The sequence below is a fragment of the Rothia sp. HMSC068E02 genome, assembly GCF_001813565.1.
Lineage (GTDB): Bacteria > Actinomycetota > Actinomycetes > Actinomycetales > Micrococcaceae > Rothia.
Genome location: NZ_KV812887.1, coordinates 36,972 through 49,878, shown reverse-complemented (window position 1 = coordinate 49,878; position 12,907 = coordinate 36,972). Strand labels below are relative to the sequence as shown.

The 12,907-nt window shown below is 60.7% G+C and carries 9 protein-coding genes; 3 read left to right on the top strand and 6 right to left on the bottom strand.

What is annotated here, in order from left to right:
• Nucleotides 1-10: 10 nt before the first annotated feature.
• Together HMPREF2919_RS06640 and HMPREF2919_RS06635 are read left to right on the top strand one after the other, a co-directional pair.
• The gene (locus HMPREF2919_RS06640) at nt 11-1,063 is read left to right on the top strand and encodes a FecCD family ABC transporter permease (protein WP_070666891.1); all 1,053 of its coding nucleotides are present in this window, start codon (nt 11-13) and stop codon (nt 1,061-1,063) included.
• A gap of 272 nt (nt 1,064-1,335) precedes the next feature.
• The gene (locus tag HMPREF2919_RS06635) at nt 1,336-2,019 is read left to right on the top strand and encodes a hypothetical protein (RefSeq protein ID WP_049350446.1); all 684 of its coding nucleotides are present in this window, start codon (nt 1,336-1,338) and stop codon (nt 2,017-2,019) included.
• A 66-nt stretch (nt 2,020-2,085) separates the two neighbouring features.
• Here the strand turns inward: HMPREF2919_RS06635 and HMPREF2919_RS06630 are convergent, their stop codons facing one another.
• From HMPREF2919_RS06630 to HMPREF2919_RS06605, 6 genes are all read right to left on the bottom strand, one after another.
• Entirely contained in the window at nt 2,086-3,111 is a 1,026-nt protein-coding gene (locus tag HMPREF2919_RS06630; protein ID WP_012904285.1) for a magnesium and cobalt transport protein CorA, read from the bottom strand.
• Nucleotides 3,112-3,280: 169 nt separating this feature from the next.
• Nucleotides 3,281-4,573, bottom strand: a complete 1,293-nt coding sequence (locus HMPREF2919_RS06625; RefSeq protein WP_049340360.1) for an adenylosuccinate synthase — start codon at nt 4,571-4,573, stop codon at nt 3,281-3,283.
• A 236-nt stretch (nt 4,574-4,809) separates the two neighbouring features.
• Nucleotides 4,810-5,280, bottom strand: a complete 471-nt coding sequence (locus HMPREF2919_RS06620) for a DUF4870 domain-containing protein (protein ID WP_012904287.1) — start codon at nt 5,278-5,280, stop codon at nt 4,810-4,812.
• 294 nt (nt 5,281-5,574) lie between these two features.
• Nucleotides 5,575-6,612 carry a pyruvate ferredoxin oxidoreductase gene (locus HMPREF2919_RS06615; protein WP_070666889.1) on the bottom strand — a complete coding sequence of 346 codons (1,038 nt, stop codon included), beginning with the start codon at nt 6,610-6,612 and terminating at the stop codon, nt 5,575-5,577.
• Nucleotides 6,613-6,795: 183 nt separating this feature from the next.
• Nucleotides 6,796-7,776: a magnesium transporter gene (locus tag HMPREF2919_RS06610; RefSeq protein ID WP_070666887.1), complete on the bottom strand. Its 981-nt coding sequence runs from the start codon at nt 7,774-7,776 to the stop codon at nt 6,796-6,798.
• Nucleotides 7,777-7,875: 99 nt separating this feature from the next.
• On the bottom strand, nt 7,876-8,502 hold the full coding sequence (locus HMPREF2919_RS06605) for a hypothetical protein (protein ID WP_070642261.1): 627 nt from the start codon (nt 8,500-8,502) through the stop codon (nt 7,876-7,878).
• Between the two features lie 364 nt (nt 8,503-8,866).
• Between HMPREF2919_RS06605 and HMPREF2919_RS06600 the strand changes: the two genes are divergently transcribed.
• The gene (locus HMPREF2919_RS06600) at nt 8,867-12,814 is read left to right on the top strand and encodes a S8 family serine peptidase (protein WP_371326262.1); all 3,948 of its coding nucleotides are present in this window, start codon (nt 8,867-8,869) and stop codon (nt 12,812-12,814) included.
• Nucleotides 12,815-12,907 lie beyond the last annotated feature (93 nt).

Sequence of the window (12,907 nt, the reverse complement as noted above, 5' to 3'; positions counted from 1 at the left end):
AGGTTTTATTGTGAGCGTTGTGTCTCGTTCTGTAGCCGGGTCTGCTGTTGCCGGGTCTGTGCGTATCCCGGGGCGTTACCGCACCCCTATTCCGCGTACCCTGCTGGTGGTGGCGGTGCTTGTGGTGGTGGCGGTCGCCTCACTGGTGTTTGGTAGTTATCAGATGAGCCCGGATCAGGTGTTTCGCCTGATTTTTCAGGGTGAGGGCACGGAGATTGAGCGTCAGCTGGTGTTGAATCAGCGTCTGCCGCGTATGCTTGCCGCAGTGGTGGTGGGTGCGGCTTTGGGCTTGTCGGGCGCTATTTTTCAGTCAGTTTCGCGTAATGCTCTGGGTTCGCCGGATATTATCGGTTTCACGGTGGGTTCGGCGACCGGTGCCCTGTCTGTGGTGCTGATTGGGTCGTTGAGTTCTACCGGCGTGGGTATGGGCATGGGCGCTATTATTGGCGGTTTTGCGACGGCGGCCGTGGTGATGCTTCTGGCGGGTGCGCGCGGTGGCGCGACGATGGGTCAGAAGATGGTGCTGATTGGTATTGCGGTGAGTGCGATGCTCAGTTCCGTGAACGATTACCTAATCACACGCGGTGATTTGGAGAAGGCGGAGGCGGCGAAGACCTGGCAACACGGTTCGCTAAATGCGCTGTCGTGGAATCAGGTGTCGGTGCAGGCGGTGCTGCTGCTGGTGGCGATTCCGCTGGTGCTGATGCTGACGCATCGCCTGCGCGTCTTGGAGCTCGGCGACGATTTGGCGGCGGGTTTGGGCCTGCCGGTGAAGAGGACCGTGAACCTGCTGGTGGCGGCTGCCGTGCTCCTGGTGGCTGTGGCGATTTCTGTTGCGGGCCCAATTGGTTTCTTGGCGCTGGTTGCCCCGCAGATTGCGCGCCGCCTGTGGAACACTCCGGGTATGGCGATGTGGCATTCGGCGCTGCTGGGTTCGGTGATTTTGGTGCTGGCTGATTTTGTGTCGGCTCGTGCGTTGGCGCCGTTCCAGATTCCGGTGGGTCTGGTGACGGGCGCGTTGGGTGGCGTGTACATGCTGTGGTTGCTGCACCGTCAGCGCTAGTTGCGCCGTCTTATTCCGTATGAGTGACCGGGTGTTCCCAACTGGGGGCACCCGGTTTTCTCTGTTTCACGGGGTTTCGCTAGGTTTCACGGGTGGTTTCAGAATTTTTCAGAATTTTCCCAGTTTTACCCCGGGGTAGATTAAAAACTGCTTATCGTGTCAGGGGTCGCTCATAGAGTGTAGGTGTTGGAAGGGACGATCCTTCCGACCGGGCACACCGTCTCCTGCGGTGTTGCCGCTAGGTTGATTCAGCATCTACGGAAGGAACGGTCATGGACAACACCACTCACGAGAGCCAGTACGCAAACGCAGAGATTTCCTGCACCGCCGATGAGCAGCTGTGCCGTGATGCAGAGTTCAACCTGCTGATGCAGGCGGGCACCATCGTCCGTATGGAGCGTTTCAACGTGGAGGAGCTCCGCGGCGTTCTGGAGCAGCTGGTAGCTGACGGTTCGTGCTTCCGCACCGCGCCGGCCTCTTCGACGATGGGCCGCGTGATGCGTCACCTGACTCAGGGTGCTTCCGGTTACGAGGCGAACTTGACTGAGCTGCGTGCGGCGGCACAGAACGCTCTGCTGTTCGTGTTCCCCCTGGAGAAGGACCTGGAGATGTGCCTGCGCTTTGAGCGTGTGCAGGGTACCGGCTTGGCGTTGACTCGTCTGGGCGTGAGCCCGGTCAATGGTGACCTGTGGACTCAGCACTGGGCGATGCGCGCGCTGGAGTGCACCGGCGGCGTGTTTGCGGTGGAGTCCGCTCCGGGTGCCTGCAATTTTGAGCTGCGCCGCGAGATGTTCTACGCGATGCTGTCGCTGGTTGAGCTGTCGACTTTGGGTCTGTCGGCTGAGCCGGAGGACTTCTACATGTTTGCCGATTCGGAGGCTGTGTGTAAGAAGTTCAAGCGTGAGCGTCGTGATTGCCGCCGCGCAATGCGTGCCCAGTACGACCGCGCCGCGTAAGGCATGTGTGTATGCCCTGCGCGGCATACGCGTTTAAAGGCCTAGCCAGTGCCGTTTTGTGGACTGTTAGAGCCACTTATTCTTCTTGAAGAACCAGTAGAGGAGCAGACAGGAGACCAGCATCAGCAGCAGGGCCGCCGGGTAGCCGAACTCCCACTTGAGCTCGGGCATGACCTCAAAGTTCATGCCGTACACGGAGCCAACGATGGTGGGCACCATGAGTAGCGCCGCGTAGGCGGAGATTTTCTTGGTGTCGTCGTTCTGCTGCTGACCGAGCAGGGTGTCGTGCACGCGCAGGGCGTTTTCGAGGGAGGTGCGGAGGTCCTCCAAACGTTCCTTCGTGTGGACCACATGGTCGAGCACATTACGGAACTGGCGGGCAAGTTCCACGGCCTCGTCTTCGACTTCGCCTCGGCTCGCGCCCGGGTAGGGGGACGGGTCGAGCGCGCCGGTGCGTAGGCCTTCAATGATGCGACCCATCATCGGTTCGAGGGGTCGGCAGGCTCGCTGAAAGTCAATCACCTGGTTGAGTAGCTCGTATATGCGCTGCGCCAGGGAGTTGGCGTCTTGGCGGTCGTGCGCGGAGAACAGGATGTCTTCAATCTCGTCGTTGTCGTTCTCGAGTCCCTCGAGCACGGGGGCGTACCTGTCGACGGTGCTGTCGAGGATGCGGTGCAGCAGTCGGGCGGGGGATGCATCGGGGGTGGCGTAGAGCAGGTTGAACTTGTCGTTGATGCGCTGTTCGTCGCGAACGAGTGCGAGGGTGTAGCGGGGGCCGGTGAAGAGGTGCAGTTCGCTGAGGCGCACTTCTTCTTCTTTGTCGAGGTAGATGGCGGGGCGGATGACGGTGAAGAGGGAGTCGCCGTATCGTTCTAGTTTGGCGCGCTGGTGGCCTCGTCCGGCGTCTTCGATGGCGAGTTCGTGCAGGTTGAAGGTTTTTTGCAGGGCGTGTAGTTCGTGGATGTCGGGGTTGGCGTATCCGAGGGCTACGGCGGTGTTCTCGTCCGCGTAGGCGCGGAGGGTTTCTTCCTCGGTGGCACCCAGCTGAGGGCGGTCCGAGCTCGGGTAGATAGCTCCGGTGATATAGGACATCGTTTTTCTCCTCTGAACGCTTTGGCGCCACGTGTGTGGGCGCTCTTTCCAGCATACGGCACACGCCCCGCCTGGTCATGTGCACCGCGTGTGCACCTGGCATGGAAAAGCCCCCGGAAGGCACCTGTAAGGCACCCTCCGGGGGCTTTCACGTATTGAGCTTATTAGCTTAGTCTTCGTTGATGAGGTCGCGGACCACGATGGTCTGGTCGCGGTCCGGGCCCACACCAATCGCAGAAATACGGCAGCCAGAAATCTCTTCCAGCTTCAGCACGTACTTGCGGGCGTTTTCGGGCAGCTCATCCAGGCTCTTCGCATCCGAAATGTTCTCGGTCCAGCCATCGTAGTACTCGAAAATCGGCTTAGCGTGGTGGAACTCGGTCTGAGTCATCGGCATCTCGTCGTGGCGCACACCGTCAACGTCGTAAGCCACGCAGACCGGGATCTTATCCAGGCCAGTCAGCACGTCCAGCTTGGTGATGAACAGGTCGGTGAAACCGTTGATGCGCACAGCCTGACGCGCCAGCACGGCGTCGTACCAGCCGCAACGACGCGGGCGGCCAGTGTTCACGCCGAACTCGCCGCCGGTGGTGCGCAGGAACTCGCCCATCTCATCGAACAGCTCAGTCGGGAAGGGGCCAGCACCCACGCGAGTGGTGTACGCCTTCTGAATACCAATCACACGGGAGATGCGGGTCGGGCCCACCCCCGAACCGACGCACGCGCCGCCGGAGGTCGGGTTGGAGGAGGTCACGAACGGGTAGGTGCCGTGGTCAACGTCCAGGAAGGTTGCCTGGCCGCCCTCCATCAGCAGGGTCTTACCCTCGTCCAGTGCCTTGTTCAGCAGCTGGGTGGTGTCCACAATCATCGGCTTCAGACGCTCAGCGTAAGACATGAAGTACTCAACGATCTCGTCAACCTCAACGTGGCGGCGGTTGTAGACCTTCACCAGCAGTTCGTTCTTCTGGCGCAGTGCGCCTTCAACCTTCTGACGCAGGATCGACTCGTCCAGGATGTCCTGAACACGGATGCCGAGGCGGCCAACCTTATCCATATAGGTCGGGCCGATACCGCGGCCGGTGGTGCCGATAGCGCGCTTGCCGAGGAAACGCTCAGTCACCTTGTCCATGGTCTGGTGGTAGGGTGCGACCAGGTGTGCGTTAGCGGAAATCTTCAGGCGGGAGGTGTCAGCGCCGCGGGCCTCAAGGCCGTCAATCTCAGCGAAAAGAGCCTCGGGGTTAACAACCACGCCGTTACCAATCACGGGGACGGCGTTCTCGCTCAGAATACCCGCGGGCAGCAGCTTCAGCTCAAACTTCTGGCCGTTCACCACCACGGTGTGACCGGCGTTGTTACCGCCGTTGGGCTTGACCACGTAGTCTACGCGGGGGCCGAGCAGGTCGGTTGCCTTACCCTTACCCTCATCGCCCCACTGGGCGCCCACAATCACGACAGCTGACATTTTTGTGCTCCTTGAAAGCCTTGAAGATACGCACCGGATTTCACGGCGCGGCGGCGACCTACCGCCTCATGATCCGGGTAGGCACACCTCTTCTAATGATACCGTGCCCGCCCCTTTAAGTCCCGTGTTACGGGGCGGTAGGCGTGCCGGATCCGGTGCCGGTGAGCCTCACCGGGCACAGTAGCGCCCCCATCCGATATTCGGACGGGGGCGCTACCGGTATGAGCTTATGAAGACTACTTGATGATCTCGATGAAGGTCATCGGGTAGGTGTACTGCTCACCGCGGTTTGCGGCCAGAGCAGCCAGGCTGTGGAAGATAACCATCAGGATAGCCACAACCATCGGGACGACCCACAGGATGATGCCCAGGATGCCGAAGGTCAGAATAATCAGCAGCCAGGAAGCCATGCTGATGACCCACAGGGAGAAGTTGAAGTTGAACGCGCGGCGGGATGCTTCCTTAGTGAAGGAGTAACCGGGCTTGTCCTTGTAGATGAACCACATGACCAGCGGCGCGAGAATACTTGCGGATGCGAAGGACAGCAGAGACAGAATTGCAGAAGCCAGGTGCGCGAGCATCGCCATGTTCTGGTCGTCCTTGGAGGAGACTACGTAACCGTTGGGCTGCTGACCCGGCGCCTGCGAGTAGGAGGGTGCCTGCTGGGAGTACTGGTTGTACTGTTCAGGGTTCGGGTTCTGGGACATCGTTCTTTTCCTTAATCTATCGATGAGTGGATACAGCTAATCGTTGAGGCGCGGCTAATCATTGAGGCGCGGCGGCAGGCTAACTCGCCGTTTTCGGCGGGTGCCCGCCTCGCTCGGCTTGGTCGCAACGCTCGTGATGGTTTCACCCTATCAAGGCAAAGTAAATGGAATATTAACCCTCGCCGGACAACAGACGAAGAAACCCGAATATGACACAAAAAGACGCCCCTGCCCCTCCACGCGGTGTTATGTACGTGGAGGGGCAGGTCGTTATACGGTGTGGGCTGGCCGAGGTTAGTCCTGTTTCTCTTCATCAGCGAGCGCAGGATGCGCGGCGGGCTTATGTAGTGCGGCAGCCTCGCGCTGTGCGGCGGCCTCGTGTAGCTTTGCGTGTTCTTGCTTTTTCAGAAACTCGTACACCGAGAAAGAATCCTCTTCTTCCTTCGTGAAGCCATTGACGCCCGTGTAGCCGTCCGGCAGGCGGTTGTACACGAGGTAGTACCAGAACTCGGCATGTGCCGTCTCTATTTTCTGGAGGAGTTCCCTCAGCTGATTCTTACGCTTCACCGCCTGAACAATACCCACAATCCATAGGATCGGCACCACAAACAACGATCCCACGCCGATAGTGATGAAGAAGAGCAGCATCGACATGCCAGCACTACTATCTAACATACTCACCAGAGGAACCAGCACAAACGGGTTCAGTATCAGCAGGACAATAAGCACGGTCTTCCAGAATGTGCGCTGACTCTCGATCTCTTCAATGTTGGAGCCAGCAAACGGATTATTGATGGGAACGTAGCCTACCGGCTGGATCATTGCCGCCCGCGATATGGGGTTCTCCTCAACCTTGACCGGGTTCAGGTGGGCAGCGCACGCCTGCATGGGTGCGGACTCGTCGTGGGAGCGGTCCAGTAGGCGCATTTCGATGAGTTTTGAGTCGGGGGTGCCGAAGAGCGGGTCGGGGATGACCGGCAGAATAGCGCCCGGTTGCAGACCGAGGTGTTCCAGCCGAACGTACTCGCCGTAGGCGTGCGTTGCCTGAGCCTGTTCAGTGGAGGCGAGCGCCACCGGGTGGTTCGCCTCGTCGTCCTTGCGAGATTCGTGAGTATCTTCCGGGGTGTCTTCTGAGGTGTCTTCCGGTTCGTTGCTACCGTCGGAGTCTTCGCTGTCGGAGGCTTCGTGCAGCTCAACGTCTTCATTTTTCTGCGTCTGCTCGCCCATGAGTAGCGCCATGTATTCCGGGATGGACTGGTCGGTGTCCCAGAGGGGCTGGTACGCCTCGTCCTTCTTTGCAGCTTCCTTCTTTTCAGTGAGTCGGTCTGCCATGGTCGTCTCCTTCGCTTACCAGACATACTCCTAGCGGCACCACCGTACCAGCAGGCGCTGGATAGTCCCTTGAAACCTGCCTGATAAAAGCTGAGAAAAAGCCCCCGACAAGCGCCAACACACACGTGTTAACACTGCCGGGGGTTCAGCGCTACCAGAGTCCAGGGGCTCACGGGAAGTCGACTACGATACATCCGCTGAGTTTGGATCAGAGCTTGAGGTAGGGCTCGGGGCACTCAGCGGCTGAGGGGCTGACGCCACCGAAGACATCGAAGACGCTGCACCCAGGATTCCCTGCATTTCCTCGGAGTCCCTAGGCAGGCGGTCATACACCAGGTAGAACCAGAACGACCCGAGAGGCATGGCCTTCCACTTCAGCGCCCGATACTTTCGGCTCACTCGGAGTAGCGCAAAAATCAGCGCACCAGCCCACAAGAACAGGGGAAGACCCATCGTCAGCAGAGAAAGCATCAAGAAGTAGTAGAAGACATACCCACCGATCTGAGGGTCCCCTGTAACGGTAGCCAGCAGAAGATAAGTCAGGGGATTAAACACCACACCCACGAAGAAGAGCACTATGAACTCAGGCCAGGCTTTCCACCATAAGTCTGATACACGCACCTTGCCCGCAAGTGGGGTCGCTGAGATATACCCGATGGGTCGCGGTGTACCCACTACTTTCCCCTCCTGCCAGGTAGGAAACACACTTGGCACCTGCTGGTTTGCAGATGCGCCAGTATCCGTGCCCATGGGGGACATTCGGCGCATCGTGGGGCCCGGGCGGCCATACAGCGGTCGATTCAGCACCGGGTACCCCTCCGCCGAAGGGAAAAAATTCGCCGCCTGCGCAGAGGGCGCAGGAGCCGAAACCGCCAGAGTAGACGCCGCAGAATTGGGCGCTGCAGGGTTGGGCACCGCAGAATCAGGTGCTGCAGGAACCGATGGGACAGCAGGCGCGGATGCAGAACGAGCCTTCTGTATCGCCAGGACCTCCTTCACCGGCTCGGGAATCTCCCCGGTCGGCGCGGCAACCAGCGTTCCATGAAGCAGCAAAGCCGAGTAATCGGGGGCGGGCTGATCCGTATCCCACAGGGGCTGATACCTGCTATCGCTCTTCTCGGTTGGGTTCTGAGGGTTTTTCGGTGCTTCGCTATGCTCCGCCACGGTGGTCTCCTCCAATGCTTGTCTGCTGTTATGTGTCTGTTGTGTTATCTACACTGTGTGTTCAGTGCGCGGGGGCTATCCCCCAGCTACTATCGGCGGTCATGATTCCTCCTCATCGCGCGATTCAAAGATGCGGTGTAGCAACGCCGTGGCTGAACCACCGTCAAGCGGGGTGCACTCGTACACCTGCCGGAACTCAAGATCGTGCTGAATCTTGTGCTGCCCGATGAACAGGCGCATCGACTCGACGGCATCCTCAACGGCCTTCAGAAACTTTCCTGCACTGAGAAACAGCAACCAGATTCCTACAACGACCCCAACCAGAATCAGCGGCGGAAAGTAAAAGAACGGCGCGAAGATATTCATCAGCACCAGCTCCATGCCTTCACTGATTTCTATATGGCTCTGGGAGAGGAGCACCGGACTCACCAGCGCGATAAAAAGAGACGACCAGAACGCCATCCGCAGTACCGGTCCCAGCACATACAAGGTGAAGCCGTCCCAATCAGTGAAGAAGCCCTTCGCATCGAAGGTTTCGCGCGACTTCTCCATGGGAACATAGCCCACCACCTCGCCAATCTGCCAGGCGGATGAGCTGTACTCGGTGAGGATGCCCTGCACCTCTCCTCTATGGATGCGTTCCAATAGTGAGCCGGGGCGGCCGTAAATAACCTGGGAGGACATCAGCAGAACAGAATCGTCGATGAAAACGCGTCGCTTGACCATGGTTCGGCCCTCCCTATCCCATCATTTTTGATAGATGTTCAATAGATGGTTTTACAGTAACAACCGAACCTGAAAAGAACCTGAGCCCAAATGCAAATGAAAAACGTGAAAAAGAAAAGGGTCGAACATGTCCACAATTTGATGCATTTAGGAGTAATAAACGCTTCACAAGCCATTTTGAGGTGTATCCTAGTTCACATCTAGTGTGTTCAAGTTCAGCTGGAACCCACCAGAACAACACCACAAGCCTCCCAGAAACACTCCGGGAGCCAAGCAAAGGAGCACCGTGACACACACCGCCTCCCCAACCCCCCGCGGCCGGTCGCATCGACGCCGAATCGGCAGCGGGCTACTCACCCTCAGCATGGCACTGAGCCCCCTCGCAGCCCTGGGCACCACCGCCCACGCCGCGGAAGACCCCGACGCCGTCAAGCAGGTACTCAGCGAAAGCATGAAGAACGCCAGCGGCACCGTCACCGCCTTCGTCCGCTTCAAGGGTAAGGGCGCCTTTGAACAGACCCAGCCCGCAGGCGTACGCGCCGGCACGCAGGCACCCGTCAACACCAGCTCGCAGGTGCAGGCAATCGCCTCCCAGGTGCAGAGCCAGGCACAGCAGGTCAGCAGCCAGTCCGGCGCGCAGGTCCTCTACACCACCCACAACGCAGTACGCGGCGTGGCAGTGCGCGGTGACGCCGAGTCCATCAAGGCACTCGCCAACCGCTCCGACGTAGAGAAGATCTCGCCCATCCTGCCCAAGTACCGCCAGAACGCGGGCGCCGCCATTGACGCAGGCTCCCTCGCCACCTGGACCGGCACCACCAACCCCGCTGGCGCGGGCGGATACACCGGCAAGGGCGTGAAGATCGCCGTCATCGACTCCGGCATCGACTACACCCACACCGACTTCGGCGGTAGCGGCAAGCTCGAAGACTACGAGAAGGCATCCAAACTCACCGAGCTGCCCTCCGCAGACTCCGGGCTCATCAACCGCACCAAGGTTGCTGGCGGCTACGACCTCGTTGGTGACGCCTACGACGGCAGCAACACCGCTGTTCCCGACGGCAACCCGCTCGACTGCACCACCGGCGGCCACGGCACCCACGTGGCGGGCACCGCGGCAGGCTACGGCGTGAACGCCGATGGCACCACCTTCACCGGCGACTACAGCAAGCTCACCGCAGAGCAGCTCAAGACCATGAAGATTGGCCCCGGCGTCGCCCCCGACGCTGAAATCTACGCCTTCCGCGTCTTCGGCTGCAGCGGTAGCACCAACGTCGTTATCGAGGCGCTCGACCGCACTCTTGACCCCAACGGTGACGGCGACTTCTCCGACCGCGTGAACGTGGTCAACATGTCCCTCGGCGGCGAATTCTCCCCGCAGGACGACCCCGAAGCCTACGCCGTTGACGCGCTCACCCGCGCCGGCGTGCTCTCCGTGATCTCCGCGGGTAACGCCAACGACTACAGCCTGCGCGGCGACACCTACTCCAACTCCGGTCACCCCGCCACCGCAGCCAGCGCAATCACCGTAGCGAACGCCTACGGCTCCACCCGCGCCGTCGATGCGGCAGAGCTGACCGACCCCGCCACCGGCACCACCCGCAAGGTACGCGGCGACTACAGCGTCTCCTACCCCTGGGCACAGGCGGGCACCAAGGAATTCACCGGTGAACTCACCGCAATCTCCGAGAACAACCGCTACGCCTGCAACGCCCTCAGCGCCGACGAAGCGGTAGCTGTAAAGGGCAAGTGGGTGCTCATCGACTGGGCTAAAGATGACGGTGAACTCGCCTGCGGCTCCAAGGTGCGCTTCGACAACCTGGAGGCGGCAGGCGCCAAGGGCGTACTGCTTGCAGGCCATGACGAAGAGCCCGGCCTGGGTATTGCCGGTAACGACACCCTGCCCGGTTTCCGCCTGGCAGCATCCGCCGCTAAGGACCTGCGTGCACAGATCACCGCAGCAGAAGCGGCAGGTAAGCCCCTGACCGTGCGCCTCGGCAACGAGCTGAAGTCCTCCCTGCGCGTGGACACCGACAAGCTGGATCAGCTGAACCCCATGAGTGCCCGCGGCTTCCACGGCAGCTACGGCTACACCAAGCCCGACATTGCGGCACCCGGCTCGTACATCACCTCCGCGGCGGTGGCGACCGGTAACAACTCCGTGACCTTCAGCGGCACCTCCATGGCGGCACCCTACGTGACCGGCTCCGCCGCCCTGGTCATGCAGAGCCACCCGACCTACACCCCCGCACAGGTCAAGTCCGCCCTCATGAACACCGCAACCCACGATGTGCGCACCGAATCCGGTGCCGCATACGCGGTGGACCGTGTGGGCGCCGGACGAGTCGACACCCTCGCTGCCGTGCAGTCGAAGTCCCTCGTCTACAACGCTGACAAGAGCGGCACCGTGTCCCTGAGCTTCGGCGTGCTCGAGTACGCACCGGATGCTGGCGTTCAGACCCTCACCCGCGAGGTGACGGTCGAGAACACCGACTCCGTGGCACACACCTACGCCCTGTCCTACGCTGAAAGCACTAATATTCCCGGCGTGGAATACTCCTTCCCCTCCGCGGTCACCCTCGCACCCGGTGAAACTAAGAAGTTCGAAGTCACCGTGCGCATCGACCCGTCCAAGCTGGAGAAGACCCGCGACACAGCAATGGACACCACCCAGAACGCAACTGACTACTACACCGGCAACGAAATCGTTCCCGAACAGTACCGTCAGTACATTGCCAGCGCATCCGGCCGACTCGTCCTCACCGAAGACGGCACCAAGGCACTGCGCCTGCCCGTTCACGTGGCACCCAAGCCCGTGAGCACCATGCACGCTGCCGAAGACACCGTCACCTTCACCCAAAAGCCCTCCAGCGACGAGGCACAGAAGGCAGACACCGGCTGGACCAAGTCCCAGATCTCGCTGCGCGGCACCGAGGTCAACCAGGGCGGCTACCGCTCCCTGCTCGGCGCGTTCGAGTACGGTGCGAGCGTGGACCGTGTGGCTCCCACCTCCCTGTCGCTGAACAGCAACGTTAAGGCGAACCTGCAGTACGTCGGTGCTTCCTCGGATGCGCCCGCGCTGAAGGCAGCCGGCGGCAACGCTGATGACGGCACCCTGCGCTTCGGTATCTCCACCTGGGCGAACTGGGATGTTGTCTCCTACGAGAACACCTTCACCGTAGAAATCGACACCGACGGCAACAACCGCGCCGACTACAAGCTGGTCACCGACCGCGCTAAGGGTCTGGACTACCCGCTGGTTCGCCTCTACGGCTACAAGAACGGCAACCTCGTCGAGCTCGGCTACTACCCGCTCAACGGCGCCTGGGGTGATGTGGACACCAACATGATGGACACCAACACCCTCATCATGAGTGCACCCCTCAAGGATCTGGGCCTGACCAGTGCAAACAACCCGGACATCCAGTACCGAGTCAGCGCAACCACCCAGTACGAGTGGGGTAACGTCAGCGAAACCGGCTGGATCAAGTACCGCCCCTTCAGCCCCAAGCTGTGGTTCAGCGGCGACTCCTCCGCCGTGGCTGGCCTCCACCCGGATGCCTCCAGCACCACCCTGACGGCGCACCGCTCCGCTGACGCAATCCCCGCGCTCGGCGAATCCGGTACCCCCGCCAAGGCGCTGTTGCTGCACCTGCACAACGGCACCGGCGACCTCTCTGGCACCAACGGCGCCAAGGGCAACCGCGCCGAGGTGCTGAACATCAAGGAGCAGCAGACCGAGTACATCACTCCGTCCCGCTTCACCGATGTGAAGAACGGCGACCAGTTCTACACCGAGATTTCTTGGTTGGCTCAGCGCGGCATCACCACCGGCTACCCGGACGGCACCTACCGCCCGCTGGAGTCCGTGGAACGTGGCGCAATGGCGGCGTTCTTCTACCGCATGCAGGGTTCCCCGCAGTTCACTGCCCCCTCCACTCCGAGCTTCAAGGACGTGCCCACCACGCACCCCTTCTACAAGGAGATTGAGTGGATGAAGGCTCAGGGCATCACCACCGGCTACTCGGACGGCACGTTCCGCCCCTCCGCACCGGTGAACCGTGACGCCATGGCTGCGTTCTTCTACCGTGCAGCGGGTTCCCCGCACGTGGATCTGCCCGCAACCAGCCACTTCAGCGATGTTTCCACCGATAACCAGTTCTACCGTGAAATCACGTGGCTGGCTTCGAAGGGCATCAGCACCGGCTGGCCGGACGGCACCTACCGCCCGGTGACCCCCATTGCCCGCGACGCAATGGCTGCGTTCATCTACCGCTACACCGAGAAGGTTGCTAACCAGGCCGGCCGCTAGACGGTAGCTAACCGGTAGCGAACAGTTCGGGTCCTCTCCCACCTCCTGCATGGGGTGGGAGGGGTACCTGGAACCGGCAGGCTCCGGGGCCTG